The organism is Cyanobium sp. ULC065 (assembly GCF_977927515.1).
The window spans coordinates 1,353,806-1,373,801 of record NZ_OZ376393.1 but is presented as its reverse complement, the minus strand read 5'-3'; the positions used below and the strand labels follow the sequence as shown (position 1 = coordinate 1,373,801).

The 19,996-nt window shown below is 68.1% G+C and carries 18 protein-coding genes; 6 read left to right on the top strand and 12 right to left on the bottom strand.

The genetic code is table 11. The features are described 5' to 3' along the window. The first annotated feature begins 90 nt into the window (after positions 1-90). Genes ACXMDP_RS06680 through ACXMDP_RS06670 form a run of 3 tightly spaced genes read left to right on the top strand, consistent with a single transcriptional unit; the run spans position 91 to position 3,901 of the window. A complete protein-coding gene (locus ACXMDP_RS06680) occupies positions 91-1,092 on the top strand; it encodes an FUSC family protein (protein WP_457767139.1) in 1,002 nt (333 codons plus the stop codon). Beyond that, positions 1,089-2,168, top strand: coding sequence for an FUSC family protein (locus ACXMDP_RS06675; protein ID WP_259730461.1), 1,080 nt, complete (start codon positions 1,089-1,091; stop codon positions 2,166-2,168). Before ACXMDP_RS06680 ends, ACXMDP_RS06675 begins: the two co-directional genes overlap by 4 nt. After that, a complete protein-coding gene (locus ACXMDP_RS06670; protein ID WP_259730460.1) occupies positions 2,165-3,901 on the top strand; it encodes a TolC family protein in 1,737 nt (578 codons plus the stop codon). Before ACXMDP_RS06675 ends, ACXMDP_RS06670 begins: the two co-directional genes overlap by 4 nt. A gap of 50 nt (positions 3,902-3,951) precedes the next feature. On the opposite strand, the gene ACXMDP_RS06665 is transcribed toward ACXMDP_RS06670, so the two are convergent. From ACXMDP_RS06665 to psbP, 4 genes are all read right to left on the bottom strand, one after another. Next, positions 3,952-4,146: a hypothetical protein gene (locus ACXMDP_RS06665; protein ID WP_259730459.1), complete on the bottom strand. Its 195-nt coding sequence runs from the start codon at positions 4,144-4,146 to the stop codon at positions 3,952-3,954. Further along, complete coding sequence (locus tag ACXMDP_RS06660) at positions 4,143-5,453, bottom strand: NHLP bacteriocin system secretion protein (protein WP_259730458.1); 1,311 nt, start codon at positions 5,451-5,453, stop codon at positions 4,143-4,145. Before ACXMDP_RS06660 ends, ACXMDP_RS06665 begins: the two co-directional genes overlap by 4 nt. A 65-nt stretch (positions 5,454-5,518) precedes the next feature. Next, positions 5,519-6,709 (bottom strand): FAD-dependent oxidoreductase, encoded by a 1,191-nt coding sequence (locus ACXMDP_RS06655; RefSeq protein ID WP_259730457.1) that lies wholly within the window; start codon positions 6,707-6,709, stop codon positions 5,519-5,521. A gap of 116 nt (positions 6,710-6,825) precedes the next feature. Next, entirely contained in the window at positions 6,826-7,410 is a 585-nt protein-coding gene (gene psbP / locus ACXMDP_RS06650) for a photosystem II reaction center PsbP (RefSeq protein ID WP_259730512.1), read from the bottom strand. A gap of 135 nt (positions 7,411-7,545) precedes the next feature. Between psbP and recR the strand changes: the two genes are divergently transcribed. Together recR and lipA are read left to right on the top strand one after the other, a co-directional pair. After that, positions 7,546-8,118: a recombination mediator RecR gene (gene recR, locus ACXMDP_RS06645; RefSeq protein WP_233132848.1), complete on the top strand. Its 573-nt coding sequence runs from the start codon at positions 7,546-7,548 to the stop codon at positions 8,116-8,118. Between the two features lie 46 nt (positions 8,119-8,164). Continuing rightward, complete coding sequence (gene lipA, locus ACXMDP_RS06640) at positions 8,165-9,073, top strand: lipoyl synthase (protein ID WP_094511028.1); 909 nt, start codon at positions 8,165-8,167, stop codon at positions 9,071-9,073. A gap of 9 nt (positions 9,074-9,082) precedes the next feature. Here the strand turns inward: lipA and ACXMDP_RS06635 are convergent, their stop codons facing one another. From ACXMDP_RS06635 to ACXMDP_RS06620, 4 genes are all read right to left on the bottom strand, one after another. Then, positions 9,083-10,240, bottom strand: coding sequence for a diguanylate cyclase domain-containing protein (locus tag ACXMDP_RS06635; RefSeq protein WP_457767138.1), 1,158 nt, complete (start codon positions 10,238-10,240; stop codon positions 9,083-9,085). Continuing rightward, entirely contained in the window at positions 10,240-12,000 is a 1,761-nt protein-coding gene (locus ACXMDP_RS06630) for a putative bifunctional diguanylate cyclase/phosphodiesterase (RefSeq protein WP_259730455.1), read from the bottom strand. The genes ACXMDP_RS06635 and ACXMDP_RS06630 overlap by 1 nt, the downstream gene beginning before the upstream one ends. Positions 12,001-12,248: 248 nt before the next feature. Beyond that, the gene (locus ACXMDP_RS06625; protein ID WP_259730454.1) at positions 12,249-13,520 is read right to left on the bottom strand and encodes a pyridoxal phosphate-dependent aminotransferase; all 1,272 of its coding nucleotides are present in this window, start codon (positions 13,518-13,520) and stop codon (positions 12,249-12,251) included. Then, positions 13,517-14,635, bottom strand: coding sequence for an FAD-dependent oxidoreductase (locus tag ACXMDP_RS06620; RefSeq protein WP_158217438.1), 1,119 nt, complete (start codon positions 14,633-14,635; stop codon positions 13,517-13,519). Before ACXMDP_RS06620 ends, ACXMDP_RS06625 begins: the two co-directional genes overlap by 4 nt. 784 nt (positions 14,636-15,419) lie before the next feature. Between ACXMDP_RS06620 and gap the strand changes: the two genes are divergently transcribed. Further along, positions 15,420-16,418: a type I glyceraldehyde-3-phosphate dehydrogenase gene (gene gap / locus ACXMDP_RS06615; protein ID WP_259730453.1), complete on the top strand. Its 999-nt coding sequence runs from the start codon at positions 15,420-15,422 to the stop codon at positions 16,416-16,418. Here the strand turns inward: gap and ACXMDP_RS06610 are convergent. From ACXMDP_RS06610 to bioB, 4 genes are read right to left on the bottom strand one after another with little or no spacing between them, the layout of a single operon-like run. Then, positions 16,400-16,930, bottom strand: coding sequence for a hypothetical protein (locus tag ACXMDP_RS06610; protein ID WP_094511034.1), 531 nt, complete (start codon positions 16,928-16,930; stop codon positions 16,400-16,402). The genes gap and ACXMDP_RS06610 overlap by 19 nt on opposite strands. After that, positions 16,927-17,997 (bottom strand): DUF952 domain-containing protein, encoded by a 1,071-nt coding sequence (locus ACXMDP_RS06605; protein ID WP_259730452.1) that lies wholly within the window; start codon positions 17,995-17,997, stop codon positions 16,927-16,929. Before ACXMDP_RS06605 ends, ACXMDP_RS06610 begins: the two co-directional genes overlap by 4 nt. Continuing rightward, positions 17,994-18,956: an oxygen-dependent tRNA uridine(34) hydroxylase TrhO gene (gene trhO / locus ACXMDP_RS06600; protein WP_259730451.1), complete on the bottom strand. Its 963-nt coding sequence runs from the start codon at positions 18,954-18,956 to the stop codon at positions 17,994-17,996. Before trhO ends, ACXMDP_RS06605 begins: the two co-directional genes overlap by 4 nt. Before the next feature lie 19 nt (positions 18,957-18,975). Continuing rightward, positions 18,976-19,920, bottom strand: coding sequence for a biotin synthase BioB (bioB, locus tag ACXMDP_RS06595; protein ID WP_457767207.1), 945 nt, complete (start codon positions 19,918-19,920; stop codon positions 18,976-18,978). Positions 19,921-19,996: the final 76 nt, after the last annotated feature.

The following is a 19,996-nucleotide window of genomic DNA, read 5'->3' as shown; positions in this document are numbered from 1 at the left end:
TCCAGCTACTGATCCTCAGCCTCCTGTCATCAGCCCTCAGCCGCCATGGACGGAGCCGGTACCGTGCCGGCAATGCGCCGCAGCGCTGCGATGGCTCCACTCTCCCCCCTGCTTCAGCAGAGCCTGCGCCTTGGCCTCGCCAGCCTGATCACCGCCGCGATCGCGCTCTGGAGCGATCGGATCGCGTTCGTGTGGTACCCGCTGCTGGCCGTGATCTTCGTCATCGATGACAACGACGAGCTGACCGTCAAAGCAGCCCTCGCCCGGGTGCTCGGCACCGCCAGCGGCGGCTTGGTGGCCTTTCTCGTGCACACGATCATGGGCGGCTGGCCCGCGGTGCTGGTGTCCCTGCTGCTGACCGTGCCCCTGCTGCGGCTGCTGGGCTGGCAAGGAGGGATGTCCACCGCCGTGACGATCAGCCTGATGTTCCTGCTGATCCCCCACTACACCGCGCTCAACTGGGACTACGTGTTCAACCGCACGGTGGACACGTCCGTGGGAATCGTGGTGGCGCTGCTGACGGCCCTGCTGTTCTGGCCGAAGAACAGGCTGCAGCGCATCGGGGCCCTCGAGCGGCAGGTCCACACCAGCCTGCTGACGCAGCTCGCTGCCCTCATGGCGTGGGCTCTGGGCAGGCAGACACGCCCTGCACCACTGTCCCGTGCCGAGTTCACCGCCCGCCTGCTCGCTCTCGAACAGCTGGTGCAGCAGGAGCAGGCGGGCCATGCACGGCACCTGCTGCGGCAGGCACGCTGGCGCCAGCGGCTGCTGATCTGGCAGACGATCCACCACCACTGGGTGCAGTTCGAGCGGCTGCTCGGCCAGCTCCCCGCCGACCTGGCCGGTGAGCCCGCTGGCGCCGCGTTGGCGTCGCAGCTGCAACGGGCGCTGCAGCAGCTGCAGGCGCCGGCGGCCGGCGACGGGCCGCTGCAGCTGCAGCCGGCTCCGGGGGAGCAGACCCTGCCCTCGCTGCTGCTGCTCTCGCTGGAGGAGGAACACAACCGGCTGCGGCGGGCGCTGCTGTCGCTGCACTTCTGCGAGCGGAGCACCCTGCCCCGCACCGCCAGCTCCCGCCTGGAGCCGGCGCGATGAAGCTTCCGCCACGGCAGGAATGGCGCCTGGCCCTGGTGACCGGGCTGAGTACGGGCTTTGCGGTGCTGAGTCCGTTGCCGGATGGCTACTACATGCCGATGGCGATCACCGCCGTGATGGCCGGCAGCTACGGCGGCTCCTATGCACTGGGTCGCCAGCGGCTGCTGGGCAGCCTGATGGGGGTGGCCATCCTGTTGGTGTGCCAGAGCGGCCTGCGCCTGCCCTTGCCCCTGGCCCTCGGCATCGCCCTGACGCTCACCCGCCTGCTAGGCGGTGCGCTGGGTCTGCAGAGCGGCTACAAGGTGGCTGGCTTCATCGTGGTGATGGGCTGGCTGGTGCACAGTTCCAACCTCTCCAGCTGGATTCCGCTGCGCCTGGGCTGGACCTGCCTGGGAATCGTGGTGGGGTTGCTGGCCGTGCGCTGGATCTGGCCCAGCCGTGCGATCCAGCAGCAGAACGACGGCTGCCGGCGCCTGATGGGCACGATCGCAGCCGCCTTGCGCGAGGAAGGCCAGCGACTCGGCAGCCCGCTGGCCCCCGCCGCTTCCCCCGGCGAGCGGCGCCGGCGCCACCGGCAGGACCTGACCCAGCTGGTGGCCCTGCGGCAGGGGCGGCCGGCGGCGATCACGGAGCTGGGGCTCAACCCGGCCCGGCAGCCGCTGCATCACCTGTGGCAACTGAGCGATGCCACCTTTTCGCTGTTGCTTGGAACCCTCGACGGGCTGCGCAGCCTGCCACCTCCACTGTTGTCACCGTCGGCGCTGGTGGAGCTGAGAATGGCGGAAGTAAGGCTGCTGGAGGCCATGGCCCAGCGGCTGGAGGGATGGCAGACCTGCCGCTTCGCGCAGGACGAACCGCTGCCGTCGCTGACGGCCAGCGGCAGGCAAGCAGGCTTGCAGAGCCAGGCACTGGCCCTGGCAGCCCTGCGCACCTGCCGCGAGCTGCTGCACAGCCCCGCCTTCGAGCAGGTGCCGAACGTGCGCCAGCGCCAGGTGGCCCGGCGCCTGATGCTGCTGGAGCAGGCAGCCGAGGGCCTCGAAACGATGGACCGGCGCTGGCAGGCGCTGCAGGCATGACCAGACTCCCTTCCGGGCCTGCGATCGCCACCAGGCTCGCCCTGAGCGTGACGTTGCTGGGGATCGCGCTGGAGCAGGGGCGCGGTGTGGCACTGGCAGCCGGGGCCGACCCTCACCACGCCGCTGCGCTGGAGCGCGCCTGGAGCCGCCTAGACGCCGAATTGCGCCTGCTGGACCAGCTGTTGCCCGGGCCGGAGGACGGGGGAGCCGGCGATGCCACCCCCGGTGAGACGCCACCGGCCCCGCCCCCGCTAGCCCTGCCGACGGCGGCGCAGCTCAGCGATCAGCAGGTGCAGGCGCTAAGCCTGGAGGAGGCGGTGGTGATCGCGCTGGCCGAAAGTCCGCAGCTGCAGGCCCGGCGCCTGGAGGTGGCCGCGGCCCTGGCCCAGCTGCAAAGCCGCCTGGGCACCTACTGGCCCCGCATCGCCGCCGTGGGCGGGCTGGCCTACGACCAGACGGCGACGCGGTTCGGGGTGCCCGCCGGCAACGGCAGCCTCGCCCTCGGGCCCAACTTCGCCGCATCCGGGCTGCGGGCCGCCGACGGCTCGACCACCAATGGCCCCTTCTTCGTGCCCAGCGGTGCCACCGCCACCTTGAACCAGGGGGTGCGCCAGCTGAGCGGTGGCCTGGAGCTGGATCTGGCTGTGCTGGATTTCGCCCGCAGCCCCTCGATCCAGGCGGCCCGGGCGCGGCTGCGGCAGGCGCGGGCCGCCTACGCCAACAGCCTGCGGCACCGGCAGCTGGAGGTGAGTGAGGCCTACTACGGCCTGCAGCGGGCCGACCAGCTGGTGCGCATCCGCGAAGCCGACCTGCGCAACGATGGCGTGATCCTGCAAGAGGTGCTGGCGCTCAAGCAGGCCGGGCTCGTGCCCCGGCTCGACCTGCTGCGCCGCCAGGCCTTCGAAGCCGAAAGCGAGGAACAGCTGATCCAGGCCCGCGCCGACCAGGCGGTGGCTCGGCGGCGGCTGGCCGTGCTGCTCAATCTGCCAGCCAACCTCACCCCCCGCGCGGCGGACCCGATCCGGATCCAGTCCCGCTGGCCGTTCGGGCTGGAGGAGAGCCTGCTGGCCGCCTATCGCGACAACCCCGAGCTGGCGCTGGTGCTGGCCAGCCGCGACGCCCTGGCTCAGGACCGGCAGGCCCTGGCCGCCCAGCTGCTGCCCCGCCTGAGCCTGTTCGCCGCCGCAGGCGCCGGCAGCAGCCAGACCCAGCAGTGGAACATCAGCGGCGACTGCTGTGGCACGACGGTGATTCCCACCCAGAACAGCGTAGGCACGGACTGGTCGGTGGGGCTGGCCTTCCGCTGGCTGCTGTTCGACGGCGGCAGCACGGCGGCGGCGCTGCGCAGCCTGACGCAGCAGGAGCAGGCCGAGGCGCAGCGCTACGCCGCCTCACGCAACGACATCCGCCTGCGGCTGGAGCAGGCCTTCTTCGAACATGGGGCCAGCCTGGGAAAACTGGCCTCCAGCCAGCGGGGGGTGCGCGCCAGCCTGGAGGCCTACCGGGATGCTCGGCTCCGCTATCAGAGCGGTCTGGCCAACGAAGTCACCCTGTCGCTCACCCAGGACCGGCTGATCACCAGCCTGGTGCAGCGACTGGAGGCCACGGTGGCCGTGAACATCACCTACGCCCGACTGCTGCGGGAACTGCTGCCGATGCCCACCGACCCCGAGGCCGCCGTGCCGGTGCGGCTCACGGTTCCGGAGGCCGGCCGTCGGCAACTGGGGCCGTGACGAGCCCGGGCAACGCGAGGCTCTGGATCAGCAGCCTGCGGCTGCGCCGCTCAACGCTCACCGCTGGAGACGAAACGCTCGATGCGGTACGCCAGCACCACCAGCAGCACCACCAGCCAGAACCAGAGCTCCGGCGCATTGGCGTTGAGCAGCACCACCAGCAGCACCACTTCGGCCACCAGCCAGGGCAGCTCCCGCCGCAGCGGGCTGGATTCGCCGGACGGCGGGGGCGCATTCGGGGTCATGGCACCGCCCCCGCGGTGGGGCTGGGGCTGGTAGCCGGAGCGGCCGTCGGCGTCTTCTGAAGCGGTTGGTCGCTCTGGCGGAGTTCGCGGTCATCCCAGAGGCGATCGAAGCCGAAGGTGCGGAAGCCGCCGGTGAGCGAGCGCAGGCCGGGCAGCAGATAGGAGATCGGGGTGCGCCATTCCACGTAGGCATGGCCCGTGACGGTGAGACCTTCCCGCACCGGGAACACACTGCTGCCCCGCGAGAGGGTCCAGCGGAAGCCATCGAGGCTGGCGGGGTCACGCTCCAGGCTGATCTCGGCGCGCATCACCGGCCCGCCTTCCACCAGGGAGCGGGCCAGCTGGGGGTTGCCGATCGTGGTGGAGATGTCCTCCTCGGTGGCGGGCAGCACATTGACCTGCCGGACCCGGCCCACGATGCCACCGAAGCGGCTGCGCTGGTCCCAGTCGGGCACGACCTCGACCGGCAGATCAGGGCGCAGGCGACGGGCATCGGCGGGAGGGAAGTAGGCCACGGCGATCAGTGGCTGGGAGCCGCTCCCACGCCCGATCGTGCCCAGCCGCTGTCCCACGGCCACGGTCTGCCCGGGGATCACCTGCAGATCCAGCACCTCCCCATCGCGATCGGCGTGCAGGCGGCCGTTGAAGGCCAGCTGCGCCTCGCTGACACGCAGCTGGCGGCGCAGATCATCGATGCGAAAACGCCGCTGCAGCGCCGCGGTCTCCAGCTCGAGCTTCACCTGCTGAAAGGCGGTGAGCAGAGTCCGCTCTTCGATCGCCACCTGATCGAGGTTCACGGCCGTGGCGGTGAGGCCCTGCTCCACCGTCACCACTTCGGAGGAGAGCGGGGCCACCACCTCCCGCCGGCTCAGCCACTCCAGCTGGTTGAGCTTGGCGGCGTAGGTGTTCTTGAGGGCGCCGAAGCGGCTGCGGTCAGCGCCCAGCTTGGCGAGGGCGGTGGCAAGCGCCTGCCGTTCGGTGGCGAGGCGTTGGTCGTCGCGGGCGGTGAGCTGTTCGTTCTGACGTTCGAGCTCCCGCAGGTTGGCTCGCTGCTGCTCGATCTCCCGCTCCAACACTGGGAGATAGAGCTCCACCAGCACCTGGCCGCGTCGCACCCGATCGCCCACGGCCACAAGCAGGCGCCGCACCTGGCCGCCGGCACGGGCGTCGATCAGGCCGGCACTGCCGGGCAGCAGCAGCACCCCCTTGCCCATCACCTCGGTGGGCACGCGCCAGAAGCAGGCCCAGACCACCACCGCACCGACGACGCCGCCCAGACACCACGCGACCTTCCGCCGCGGAGGCATCCCCTTCCAATGGTCAGGCCGCAGCAGGTGCATGGCCGCCAGCTTGGTGGGTCACGGGGTTCCTGTCAGCCCCCGCCCGCCACGGGGGCGGCGCCGGGCAACGTGGCCAGGGCAGCCGGATCACCGGCGATGGCAGCCGCCAGCAGCGGCGCCAGGGCCGGCACCAACGCAAAGGGCCCACCGAAACCGGCGAACACCCACAGGCCAGGGGCACCCGCCACCGCTCCCACCAGGGGCAGGCCCGGATTCGTGAAGCTCACCGGCACCTGAACGAAGCGACCCGGCAGCTCCGCCAGTGCCGGCAGCAGCCCCGAGACCGCCTGGCGCAGGCACAGCTCGGTGTGGCGGGGGTCGGGGGGTGGGCCCAGGTCCGTGCCTGGACCCACCAGGGAGCTCTGGCCCAGCAGCCAACCCGTACCGCTCGGCGCCCAGCCCACATCCACGATCAGCTCAGGCACCTGCAGCTGGGCGGAGCGGTCTTCCAGGCCCGGCCGCTGGCCCAGTAACGGCATCACGATGGCATCACCGGAGGGCAGCGCCAGCGGCAGGCGGTCCACCAGCAATGCGCCGGCCCAGCTGAACCGCAGACGCTGTGGCAACGACGGCCAGAGCGAGCGGCAACCGGCTCCGGCAGCCAGAACCACCTGACGGGCCCACAAGGTGTCGCCCACACCACCGCTGGCCGCTTCCAAGCGCAGGCGCCAGCCAGAGCGCGTGGGCTCGATGGTCGACACCCGCTGGATGAGCCGCCGCACCCCAGCCGCGCGCAACGCCCCGGGCAGGGCAACCGCAAGCACCCCCACATCGACCCTCGCGTAGCCGAGCCGCAGGGTGCCTCCAGCGCCGCTTGCCGCCGCAGCCACTGGAGACGCTGCCCCGGCTGCGCCCGTCAGCGGTGGGCCGTGCTGCAGTTGATCGGCTCCGAGGTGACGACGGGCCAGGCCCTCCACCTGCTGGAGCACCCCCTCCTGCCGCTGCCGCGCGGCGGCGTCAGCGGCGGCGGGCCAATGCAGCACCAGATCGCAGGGGCACAGGCCCAGGGGGCCATGGCGCGCCTCCAAGCGGCGCCAGTGGGACGGAGCGGCGGCCATCCAGCTGTCGAGCGGGCCCGGAGGCCCGGCCCACCAGGGGATGCCGCCGTAGCTGAGCGGTGTGGCGGCAGGCCCCGGCCCGTCCACCACCGCCACCGGCAGACCCAGGCCCGCGAGTTCGAGGGCAAGGAGGCCACCGGCCAGCCCCGCACCGATGACCACCACCGGGCCGCCGGCTGCGGAACCTTGCAGGGCCCCAGAATCGTCCAGAGCCGCTGCATCGTCGATGGGTCCAGCCCCCCGCATGAACTCCGCTTCCACCCTGCTGGCGCCGGGCCGCCTCAGATCTGCAGGGTGAAGGAGGTGATCACGTTATGGAAGAGCTCCTTGACCCTGCCCCAGCGGGCCTCGTTGGTGCTCACCGCCAGGGTGTAGAGCCGACCCCGGTCAGCGACCACCGTGGCCAGTTCGTGGCGGTCGCGATCTGCCAGGTGCACCGCGTACTCCAGGTCGTAAAACGTATGGCCACCGTCCTGACGCTCCACCGCCTCCACCAGTTCCGCCTCACGGCCGCTGCCGGCCGGCGCGATCACCACGCGCCGCAGCTTTTCACCCACCGCCACGGCGCTGCCGAGATCACTCAGATCGTTGGTGGGATTCACATCGGAGATCACCAGGCTGAGTGTTTCATCGCTGTTGATCAGGTCGTGGAACACCACCTGGGGGCCATCGCTCACCACCACGCGCGTCCAGCCTGTGGGATAGAGGAAGGCATAACGGCCATCGGGGCTCTGGAAGGCGTTCAGCCCGGCGGCCGCGGCGCTGCAGCCCGCCAGCCCACCACCAGCGATCAAGGCCCCGAGCAGCACGGCCAGCAGGCGGCTGAACCAGGGCCGGAGATCCGGCTGGAGAAAGCGGAGAGGCATGGCGGCAAGGGCGGCGGGATGGGGGAGCACCGGCGCCATTCTGTCGGCCGGCAGGCCGGGAGCTCTTGGCAGCGTCTTTAGATTCGGGGTCTTCGCGTCAGTTCTCTGAGCGGCTTCACCCGTCCCCTGGCCCGGCTGATCGACCAGTTCGAGCGCCTGCCGGGCATCGGCCCCCGCACCGCCCAGCGCTTAGCCCTGCATCTGCTGCGCCAGCCGGAAGAACAGATCCGCGCCTTCGCCGATGCCCTGCTCGCCGCCCGCAGCCAGGTGGGCCAGTGCCAGCGCTGCTTCCACCTCTCCGCCGAAGCCCTCTGTGAGATCTGCCTCCAGCCGGAGCGCCAGACCGGGCTGCTGTGCGTGGTGGCCGATTCCCGTGATCTGCTGGCAATCGAGCGCACCCGCGAATACAAAGGCAGCTACCACGTGCTCGGTGGCCTGATCTCGCCGATGGATGGCATCGGACCGGAGTTGCTGCACGTGCAACCGCTGGTGAACCGGGTGGATCAGGAAGGCATCAGCGAAGTGATCCTGGCGCTCACACCGAGTGTGGAGGGGGACACCACAAGCCTCTATCTGGCCCGCCTGCTGCGTCCGTTCACCAGCGTGAGCCGGATCGCCTACGGCCTGCCGGTGGGCAGCGAACTGGAATACGCCGATGAAGTGACCCTGGCCCGGGCGATGGAAGGCCGGCGGCGGATGGACGGATGAACGGCAGGCGGCGGATGGGCGCAACGCGCTCGATAGCCTGACGGTCATGGGTTCCCGCAGCCGTTACAGCGTCATCCCTCCGGCCGAGCGGCTTCCACCCTGGCTGCGGCGCCCGCTGGGCAACGCCTCCGAGCTGGAGCGGGTGCAGGCGGTGGTGAAGCAGGAGCGGCTGCACACGATCTGCGAAGAGGGGCGCTGCCCCAACCGGGGCGAGTGTTATGCGGCAGGAACAGCCACCTTTCTGCTGGGGGGCCCGATCTGCACCCGCAGCTGCGCCTTCTGCCAGGTGGAGAAAGGCCAGGCCCCTCTGCCGATCGATCCGGCCGAGGCCGAGCGGGTGGCGCAGGCGGTGGAGCGCATGGGCCTGCGCTACGTGGTGTTGACCGCCGTGGCCCGCGACGATCAGGCCGATCACGGCGCTTCCCTGTTCACCGCCACCATGGCCGCGATCCGGCGGCACAACCCACTGATCGCGATCGAAGTGCTAACTCCCGATTTCTGGGGTGGGCACCGGCAGGAGGCCAACGGCCGGGCCGCCCAGCGGCACCGCCTGCAGCAGGTGCTGGCCGCCGGGCCCGTGTGCTTCAACCACAACCTCGAGACGGTGGAGCGGCTGCAGGGGGAAGTGCGGCGGGGCGCCACCTATGCCCGCTCCTTGAACCTGCTGGCGGCGGCGCGGGAGCTGGCGCCACAGATCCCAACCAAATCAGGGTTGATGCTGGGGCTGGGCGAATCCAGTGAGGAGGTGGTGGCCACCCTGCGCGACCTCAGGGCCGTGGGCTGCCAACGCCTGACGCTGGGGCAGTACCTGCGCCCTTCTCTGGCCCACCTGCCGGTGGCGCGCTACTGGACTCCGGCGGAATTCGAGCAGCTGGGGGCGATCGCCACCACCCTGGGCTTCGCTCAGGTGCGCAGCGGGCCGCTGGTGCGCAGCAGCTACCACGCTGCCGGCTGAGCCGGCGGGTCATTGCGGCATCAGCTGGCAGGAGCGTTTGGTCTGACGGGCACGGTTGAGGGCGATCTCAGCACGGGCAAGCAGTTCGCTGGCCTGGGCATCTTCTGGTTCGAGCAGCGGCCAATGGGTTTCGATTCCAACGCTGGCGCTCATGAACGGATCGAGAGCGGGGGGATGGGCGATCCTCAGGCCCTGGATCTCCACCACCAACTCAGCGGCAAGGCGCTCGGTTTCCGCACCGGTGACCGAAGGCAAGAGGATGGCAAAAGCATCCGCACCGACTCGTGCCAGCAAGGGGTTGTCGGCGCCCAGTCGCCGGGTGAGCAGCCTGGCGATCGCCTGCAGGCTGTCGTCGGCACAGAAATGGCCGAAGGTGTCGTTGTAGGCGCCGAAATCATCGAGATCCAGGATCACCAGGGAGAACGGATCACCTGTAACGCGCGACAAGGCAATCTGTTGACTGAGCTGCTGCTCGAAGCTGCCACGGTTGGAGAGTGCCGTGAGCGGATCCCGCCATCCCCATTGGCGGCCTTCATGGCCCACGCAGGCCAGGACGGTGGGGACCATGGTGCCCACCAGGCGTTTGAGCGCCGCCAGCTCCCACAACAGAAACCCTCCGGGCCGCTGGGTGGCCATCGTGAGAATCAGCTCATGGCTGCCATCACTGCCAAGGGGCACGGCGATGTAGTCGGTGTAACGCTCACGGCGCATATCTCTGGCCAGTGCATAGGGGATATCATCGAGCTTGAGGTTTTCCAGCAGCAGACGTTCGGGGGCTTTCTTCTCACACACCGCATGCAGCACGCTGGTGCGGTGATCCATGCCGGCAAAGAACTCACTGCCCCGGAAGAAGGAACGCACCACCTCCGGGTTCTCCACATCCCACCAATACTGAATGCCACCCTGGCCGGTTTCGATCGGAACCAGCGCCAGAGCAATGCGGTGCAGCGGGAAGCCGGCGGCCACCAGATGCCTGACGCCGTGCTGGAGAAGATCAGCTGGATTGCGATAAGGAGGTGGAAAGGTTTGATCGGCCTCCACCCAGATGGCCTTCAACGCACGGATGGCCTTGAGCTGCAGCTGATGGCGCCTTGAGGAGCCGGAGCCAATCATGGGAACGGCCGACAACTCCTGGTGATCATCGAACGCGGGGAAGGGTTCAAACATCAGATGCAGTCTGCAAGCATTTCAGAGCGCGACTGAATCAGCGCAAGGGTATTGGGAGCATTCAGAGGGCGTCCGACTAGATATCCCTGAACATAATCACAGCCAAGTTTCCGGAGCACGTCCAACTGCTCCTGCCGCTCCACCCCCTCCGCGATCGCATGAAGGCCCAGCGCCTTGGCCATGCTGATCACCGCTTTGACGATTACTTCGTCCTCTTGGTTGCTGCCCAATCCTTCGATGAAGGATTTATCAATCTTGAGAACCTCAACCGGCAGACGCTTGAGATATCGCATGGAGGTGTATCCTGAGCCAAAGTCGTCGATGGCCAAGTTGGCCCCTAAGGCCTTGATCTGCCGGAAGGCTCGAAGGGTTGCATCAACATCTTCGATCAGCATCGTTTCGGTGATTTCGATGTAGAGGCGGTCCGCTGGAAAGTTCGATTCGAACAGCGCCATGGCGATCTGTTTTGGCGTGCCTGGATCTAGCAGACTACGGACAGACAGATTCACCGAAAGGCCTAATTTCTGATCTGGACAGACCGCATGCCAACGAGCCATATGCTTGCAGGCCTGCTGAAGCACGATTGAATCGATCTGCACGATCAGCCCACTTTCTTCTGCCACTGGAATGAATTCACTGGGAGAGATCAGGCCGTGCATCGGGTGCTGCCAACGGGCCAAGGATTCGAAGCCGAGAATCCTATGGTCGTGAACATCAAAGATCGGCTGGTAATAGGAGGTGATTTCGCCGGCTGCAAGCGCTCGTCGGAGATCCTGTTCCAAAGTGGCTGCCTTGAGGGCGGTGTTTCTCATCTGCTGGTCGAAGTAAGCCAGGCAGCCCCGCCCGCTGGCCTTCGCTTTATACATTGCCATATCGGCATTTTCAATCAGCACTTCAGGGGTGTCCCTGCCATTGGCGATCGCCACACCAATCGAGGCCGAATGACTGAGCAACTTGCTGCCGATCGTCATCGGCCGGCCAATCAGATCGATGATACGTGCCCCAAGAGCCTGAACCGATTCTTGCGAAGAACTTGAGCTGACGATGATGAACTCATCGCCGGAAAGACGCCCCACAAGATCACCGGAACGCACACATTGCCGCAGGCACTTGGCCACCGTGATCAGAAAACGATCTCCAGTGGTGTGGCCATGGGCATCGTTGATCAACTTAAATCGGTCAATGTCGATAAAAAGAACCGCCAATGATCCCTTACTGCCACCGCTGCGCAGGTTCGATTCCAGGCTGAGCGCCAGCTGGCTGAGCACGCGGCTGCGGTTCGGGAGCCCCGTCAGCAGGTCGTAGCTCGATTGATCCATGGCTGCACGGGTGGCGGATCGCTCCGCCAGCATCGACTTGCTGACCTGTGCACACAACTGCAGGCTCTGGGCCATGGCCTCGAGCAGCCAGCGCTCCTGAAGGTCGAAGGGGGTCTGATAGCGAGCAATCAGCAACACATCCAGGCCTGAAAGCAGGCACCAGTGAACCTGCCGCAGCCCCGTAGCCAAGCGCACTTCCGTGGGACGGTCCGCCGCAACCCGCAACAGCAGGGCCTGATCTTCCGCGCTCAGACCCACCGAGCAACGGAAGGATTGGTTGGTGATTAGGGCCGCTACATCGGCTTTGAGCGCCAGCGCCAGCTGGTCAACCACTTCATTTGTGGTGGATGGGTCCTCAATGGAAAAAGCAGCAAGGATGGCAGCATGGGCCCTCAACGACCAGGGGATACCCGTGGAGGTGTGCTCGCTCTCGCTCCTCATGGGATCACTGCATAGGGAGGGGCCCATGGGCACAAGCAGCTCGGACTCGAACGCCAGGCCCCTACGGCATCAACCGAGCCAGCGGGTGAGCGGAGCTGGAGGCGAGAAGAGGACACGGCATCACCATGGAAGTTGTTGGAGGAGTAGCTCGGTGAAGTTGCGGACCCTCTGAGAAGGTGGCTGCTAATGAGGGGAAAGCGGTGCAGGCAGCCTTGAATCACTCCAGCTTCATTGATAAGAATCTGAGCTTATCCATTGCCGTCCCGCCGACCCGGTGCGCATTGCAACAGACTAATCGCAGGATCCTCAACGACTGACGCACCCAGGCGTGGCCATTCCCGCAGGCCCCGTGCCAGCCGATCGAGACCTTCGGCCAGCACCCCCGCAGAGGTGGCGAAGCAGAGGCGTATGTGGCCCGCTGCCCCTGCCCCGAACCAGCGGGGGCTGCCGGGCACCACGGCCAGCCGATGCCGCTGCAGCAGCCACTCTGTCAGGGGCTCCACACCCCTCTCCCCGCCCGGCACCCGTACGAGCGCCACGTAGGTGGCATCGGGCGTTTCCACTTCAACGCCGGGCATGGCCCGCAGCAGCGTGATGGCCTGATTGCGGCGCTCCAGCAGATGCTGCTGGAAGGCCTGCAACCACCGCAGCCCCTCCGGGGAATAGGCCGCCTCCGCCGCCACCTGGCTGAGGGTGGCCACCCCTGCCACCGTGGCGGGCTGCTCACTGGCCGCCAGCATGCGGGCACAGGCCTCGGCATCGGCCATGGCCACATAGCCCACCCGCAGGCCTGCCAGGGCAAAGGATTTCGAGAAGCCATGCACCACGGCACCCTGGGCCGCCAGGGCCGGCTCAAGCGCCAGCCAGCTGGTGAAGACCGCCGGCGGGTACACCACCTCGCTCCAGATCTCATCGCTGAGCACGCGAATGCCGCGCTCCAGGCAGAAACGGCCGAGTGCCTCGAGCTCATCGCGCCGGAAGCAGCGGCCCAGCGGGTTGTGGGGGTTGCAGAGGCAGAACAGGCGAGTGCGCGGGCTGATCAGCCTGTCGAGCGCCTCAAGATCAAGTGGGGCATGGCGGTCGAGGCTCCAGAACAGCGGCGTGGCCCCCGCGGCGCGCACGGTGTGGGCAAAGAGGAAATCCGCCGGATCCCACACCACCGCCTCATCCCCCGGGCGGAGCCACTGGAGGGCCACCATGGCCAGGCCCGCGGCGGCGCTGTCCACGGCGATCACCCCATCCGCGCTCACATCGGCCCCACGCTCCTGGCGCAGGTAGGTGGCCACGGCGGCGCGGAAGGAGGGCAGCCCCCCGGCCGGGCCATAGCTGAACACTCCGCCGCTGGCGTAGCGGATCACGGCCTCCCTGATCACCGGTGCTGCGGGAAAGTCGGGATCGGCGGCGGTGAGCGGAATCACCCCTTCGGCCTGCTCCGCCCAGCGCATGTTGTAGGCCCGCTCACGCAGCAGTTCGAAAGGAACGGCGTCATCGTCGAAACGGACGCCTTCAGCCCCATTCATTTCGCCAGTGGCAAAGACGTACTCTCCACCTCGGCCGGGGGACGCACGAACTGAGCCGCCATCGTTCGCCCGGCGTGCAGGTAGCGCTTCAGCGACGGATGGCGCTGGTGGTGGTAAGTGCTCAGGGCCCGGTTGAGATCCATAGGCAGCCGGCAGGCCAGCAGCTGCTCGGAGAGGCAGACCGCATCCTCCAGCGCCGTATTCGCGCCCTGGCTGGTGAAGGGCAGCAACGGATGGGCCGCGTCGCCCGCCAGCACCAGGTTGCCCCGTGCCAGACGGGGCGGGGGATCGATGTCGAGCGGCTGCCAGAGGTGGGGCAGGGAGGGATGGGTGGCCTCGATCGTTTCACGCACGAACTGCGGAAAGCTGCGCAGGTGGGTGTCGAGGAAGGAGGAGATGGCGCCAGGCGCCGGGGGCGCGAAACGGTGGCTGTCGAACTGCACGAACCAGATCACCCGCCCCTTGGCCAGGGGCACCAGCCCCACCGCAAACCCTCCGCTGGGATCGAGCACCTTGACGAAGCGGTGGCCCAGGGTGGCCGCCACCGCCGGCAGATGGACACAGGCGACGATCTCGTTGACCCGGGCGCGGCGCGGCGGCACCGAGGGGCGATCGGCGGTGAGGTGGGCACGGCAGCGGGAGTTGACCCCATCAGCGCCCACGAATACATCAGCGCTGTGGCGCACCAGCGTGGCCTGACCGCCGCAGGCGAAGGAGGCCGAGAGCATGCGATCGCGGTCGTGCTCGAAGGCTTCAAAGCGGTGATTGAACTGAATCACCCCGCGGGGCAGTCCGTCAGCCAGTGCCCGCAGCAGCGAGGGGCGGTCGACCGCGATGGTGTGGGTGACAGGGTGCTGGGCAATCGAGCGCCCGCAGGAGGAAAGGATCGAGACCCGCTCAAGCGCATGGCCGATACCACTGGCCAACACATCAATGCCGAGCGACTGCAGGGCGCGCTGGCCGTTCTCCAGCACAAGGAAGCCGAAGCCCTGGCGGTCCATGGTGGTGGAGCGCTCGAACACGTTGATCCGCTCACCGCCGCCGGCGCCGCCGCGGCAGAGGGAGCGGGCCAGGGCCAGACCAGCCACACCGCCGCCGATGACGGCCACCTTCATCTCAGAAAGACCCAGCGGCCCCATCGACCTTCGCTCCAGTGATTCAGAACTGTGAAACCAGATCTTCTCGCGAGCAGGTGAAGAAGCGTGCATCAAAGAACACGTTCGCACTGCATGTATGGGCCACCAAGACAACTTGAAGCCTCAACATCATTGGAGCAGAATGTGAGCATGGCAAGATTTTCATGAGAGACGCTCGAGCTCGCCACTTGCGCCTACCTGCTTCATCTGCGGCCTGATCATCTGCTCCCCAGGCGCAGTGAGCCCTTCGCTGGCCGTGGGGTCTCACAGGAGATCTGGTGGATTCCTGGCAACCAGCCCGCTCCAACCACCATTTGTGTTAGCAGAGCGGCTGCAATCCGTGCCAGATGCGGTGCCAGTTCACATCCTTTGTTCCGGATTCACCCACCAACACCATCAGCAAGCCTCTTGGGTACACCCGCCACGCCTCACGGACCAGTCGCTCAGCGGACAGGAGGCGGACAGGTGATCGCTGCAGGAAAAGCGGACAGGCGGCATCAGCGGCAAAGGGGAAATCATTCGGAAGAAACTCGCTGACCACATGCGATTCATCGGTGCGCCCTTGTCCGCAACACTCGCTTGCCACAGGGCAACGCGCTGGCCAACCATTCACGACAAACCCTGTCAGCCGTTGCAGAGCCCTCCCAACGCCCTGTAAGGATTGGATGGCGATGCATCCAACACCCGCACAGTGTCGTCAGATCGCCTGCAAGGAAGCAACCTTGCGGGAGTCACACGCGGCATCAGGCCAGAGGCTTCTTCCATGACCATCACCATCGGCATCAACGGATTCGGGCGAATTGGCAGGCTTGTGTTTCGCCGTGCCTTTGAAACCGAAGACATCAGTGTTGTCGGCATCAACGATTTGATGGATATCGATTATATCGCCTACATGCTCCGCTACGACTCCACCCATGGTCGCTTCAAGGGGGATGTGGAGATCGACGGCAACAACCTGATTGTGAACGGACACCCGGTACGGGTCAGCGCCGAGCGGGATCCGAAAGCCCTGGCCTGGGGGGCGGTGGGGGCCGAGGTGGTGCTGGAGGCCACCGGCCTGTTTCTCACCGATGCCACGGCCAGGGCCCACATCGAAGCCGGCGCGCGCAAGGTAGTGCTCTCCGCTCCCTCGAAAGACGACACCCCGATGTTCGTGATGGGGGTCAATCACACCAGCTACGCCGGTCAGGACATCGTCTCCAATGCCTCGTGCACCACGAACTGCCTGGCACCGATCGCCAAGGTGCTGCACGACAGCTTCGGCATCAGCTCCGGCCTGATGACCACAGTGCATGCCACCACGGCCACCCAGAAAACCGTGGACGGCCCTTCCGTCAAAGACTGGCGCGGCGGGCGAGGTGCCGGGCAGAACATCATCCCGTCCTCCACCGGAGCGGCCCGGGCGGTGGGCAAGGTGATTCCAGCCCTGAACGGCAAGCTCACCGGCATGGCGTTCCGGGTGCCCACCCCCGATGTGTCCGTGGTGGATCTCACCGTGAATCTGGCCACCCCCACCACCTACGACGCCATCAAAGAGGCCATGCGGACGGCGGCGGAAGGGCCGATGCAAGGGGTGCTCGGGTACACCGAGGACGAGGTGGTGTCAGCGGATTTCGTAGGCGAAACCTGCACCTCGGTGTTCGATGCCAATGCGGGCATCGCCCTCACCGACACCTTCGTGAAAGTGGTGGCCTGGTACGACAACGAATGGGGCTACTCCTGCAAATGCGTAGACCTCATCCGTCACATCGCCAGCCGCTGAGCCAGGCGGGCGGATCGCCGCAGCCCTTCCTCGCAACGGCCTGACATCAACAGGCCGGAGCCGCCCCACACCAGCCGCAGGGGCAGGTCGCCCACGCCGGCGGCCAGCTCCCGCTGGGGGGTGAAGCCGAGGCGCCGGAAATACCGCACCAGGCGGCGATGTTGGCGTTCCTCATCGCGGATCGCCAGCAGGCGGGCGCGCCGGCAGGGGGTGGCCTCCAGCGCCCAGGCGAACGTGGCCGCCCAGATCAGCGGGCCCACCGCCGGCGGTGCCTGCACCACACGCATGGTGTCGAGCTGCAGGCCGGCGGCGGTGGGCAGCGCCCAGCCCTTGAGCTCACCGACCAGAGCAGGCGGGCCCTCCGGCCGGATGCAGGCCACCCCCACTCGCAGCGTCCACACCCCCAGACGCCGGTCCACCTGCAGGCGCAGCAGCAGGCCCTTGGCCGCCGCCCAGCGCTCCAGGTCGTCCAGCGACGGCAGTGGTTCGAGGGAAGGCGCCGCGCTGCTCATGCCGCTTGCCGCACTGCCGTGCGCGGTGAGGCCGCCAGCGGAACATCCAATGGTTCCGCCGCCACCACCGCGTTGAGGGCCAGCGGGCCGTGGATGTGGGGGAACAGCTCCGCGCTGCCGGCTGAGGACTCCAGCCGCAGCGGCACCGTGAGCCGGGCGGGATCAATCGAGAGCAGCACCAGATCGGGCCCATCGGCATAGAAGCGGGCCTGGGTGGCCGCCAGCTGATGGGCGAAGCAGGCATGGATGAAGCCCACCTGCTCCAGGCTGAGGCCGCGGGTGGAGCGGCGGTAGACGCCCGCACGGCAGGCGTCCTGCCAGTCGGCAGCCAGGGCCAGGTGATGAACCAGACGCCCGGCAGGGAAGGGTCGGCCGGGAGCGTCGTCGCTCCAGGGCTCCTGCGGGGCCATCACCGCCGCCAGGGGGGCGCTGGCGAGGAAGCGGCCCAGCCAGGCCTGCAGCGCCGCCAGGCCCGGCAGGGCATCGAACCCCGCAGGATCCGCCAGGCGGAACTGGCGCACGAAGGGCAGCAGAGCCAGATCGGCCAGCGATGGCCTGGGCCCGAGCAGCCAGGCGACCCCATCAGCACCGGCGGCCTGCTCCAGCCACAGGTTCCAGTCGCCGAGCACCTGCAGGGCCGCCTTGTGGTGGACCAGCGGATCGGCTTCAGGGTGGCGGCTGGCGTACTTGTAGCGATCCAGGTGGTGCTTGAACACCTCGTCGTTGCAGCGGATCAGCGCGGCCATCTCCCGTTGCGCCTCCGCCGCAGGCGCATCAGCCGCACCGAAGCCGGGGGTACCGCCACGGCGCAACAGCCAGTCGTCGGGATCATGCTGGTACAGCGCCCAGGCCATGATCTCCAGGCTCTGCTCGATCACCCGGCCATCCGCCAGCACCAGCACCGGCACCGTCCCCTTGGGTGAGGCCTGAAGCAGCTCCAGCGGCTTGGCCGCCAGCCGCACTTCACACAGCTCCACCAGCAGGCCGGCCCGCTCGATCGCCAGCCGCGCCCGGATCGCATAGGGGCAGCGGCGGAAGCTGTAGAGCACCGGCAGGCCGCAATTCATGGGCAGGGGGAGCCGCCCGCCCCGGCCCCGATGTGCCGGCCCCCGCGGCTGGCGGCCAGCGTGCTCTGCCGCTGGCGCTCGGCGAAGCGGGCGCGGTCGGCGTCGCTGAAGCGATCGCGGCAGTGACGGCAGCTCACCCCCTGCACGTAGCTGTCGAGCTGGCGATCCGCAGGCGAAAGCGGCAGACCACAGGCGTGGCAGAGGCTGAAGCCACCCGGTTCAAGCCGGTGATTCAGCGCCACCCGCTGGTCGAACACATAGCACTCGCCCTGCCAGTGGCTCTGCTCGGTCGGCACCTCCTCCAGATAGCGCAGGATGCCCCCCTGCAGGTGGTGCACCCCCTCGAAGCCTTGCTGTCGCAGGTAGGCGGTGGCCTTCTCGCAGCGGATGCCGCCCGTGCAGAACAGGGCCAGCCGCTCCGGGCGGCGGGCCTCCACCAAGGGAGCCAGCTGCTGATCCACCCAGCGGGGGAACTCCCGGAAGCTCTCCAGACCCGGATCGATCGCCCCGGTGAAGCTGCCGAGCGCCACTTCATAGCAGTTGCGGGTGTCGATCACCAGCGTGGTGGGATCGGCGATCAGCTCCTGCCACGCCTGGGGCGGCACGGGGGTGCCGGGCCTGGAGGCCGGCGTGGCGGTTTCCTCTGCCGGCGGGGGCGTCAGCTGCACCGCAGCGCAGCCCATCGTGACGATTTCGCGCTTCAGCCGCACCTTGAGGCGATGAAAGGCCTGCGACCCACACCAGGAGGTTCTGGCCTCCAGATCGGCCAGGCCGGATTGGCAGCGCAGCAGCTCCAGCAGCGTTTCCACACCGGCGGCGCTGCCGCAGATGGTGCCGTTCACCCCTTCAGCCGCCACCAGCACCGTGCCCCGCAGCTCCGCCGCCTGGCCCACCTGCAGCAATTGCTGGCGCAGTTCAGCGGGCTGGGGGATGGGGGTGAAGCGGTAGAAGGCCGCCACCCGGAACGGCAGCGCAGACTCAGCCAGGAGCCACCACCCGGCCGGCGGCCTGCTCGGATTCCCCAACCGACGGCTCGCTCCACTGGGCGCGCACACCGGCCGCCGCCAGCAGGGCACGATCGGCCTCCACATCAGGGTTGCCGGTGGTGAGCAGGGTGTCACCATAAAAAATCGAATCGGCGCCGGCCTGCAGGCAAAGAATCTGCGCCTCGCGGCTCAGCGCTGTGCGACCGGCACTCAGCCGCACCCGGCTGTGGGGCATGAGGATGCGGGCGGTGGCCACCATGCGCACCAGGTCGAGCGGATCCAGCGGCGGCTGCTCTTCCAGTGGGGTGCCCTCCACCGCCACCAGCCCGTTGATCGGCACGCTCTCGGGATGGGGATCAAGGCTGGCGAGCACCTGCAGCAGGCCGGCCCGGTCGTTGCTGGTTTCCCCCATGCCGATGATGCCGCCGCAGCAGAGGGTGATCCCGGCTCGGCGCACCCGCTCCAGCGTTTCCAGCCGCTCCTGGTAGGTGCGGGTGGTGATGATCCGGTGGTAGTGCTCCGGGCTGGTGTCGAGGTTGTGGTTGTAGGCGGTGAGGCCCGCCTCGGCCAGCCGGGCGGCCTGGGTGTCGGTGAGCATGCCGGCGGTGACACAGGCCTCCAGGCCCAGCTCCCGCACCCCGCGCACCATGGCGAGCATGGCCTCGAACGGCGCACCCTCGCGGATCTCCCGCCAGGCCCAGCCCATGCAGAAGCGGTCGGCACCGGCCTCCTTCGCCGCCCGGGCCCGGACGAGCACCGGCTCCACATCGCGCTCCGGCTGGCCGGTCACATCGGCGCTGTGGTGCATCGACTGGGGGCAATAGGCGCAGTCCTCCTCACAGCCGCCGGTCTTCACGCTCAGCAGCGAGGCCAGCTGCACGTGGTAGCCGGGGTTGGCGCTGCGATGCACCTGCTGGGCGCGCCAGAGCAACTCCATCAGCGGGGCTTCCAGCAACGCCTGAATCTCGTCCCGGCTCCAGTCGTGGCGAACGAGGACCGGCGTGGCGTCAGGC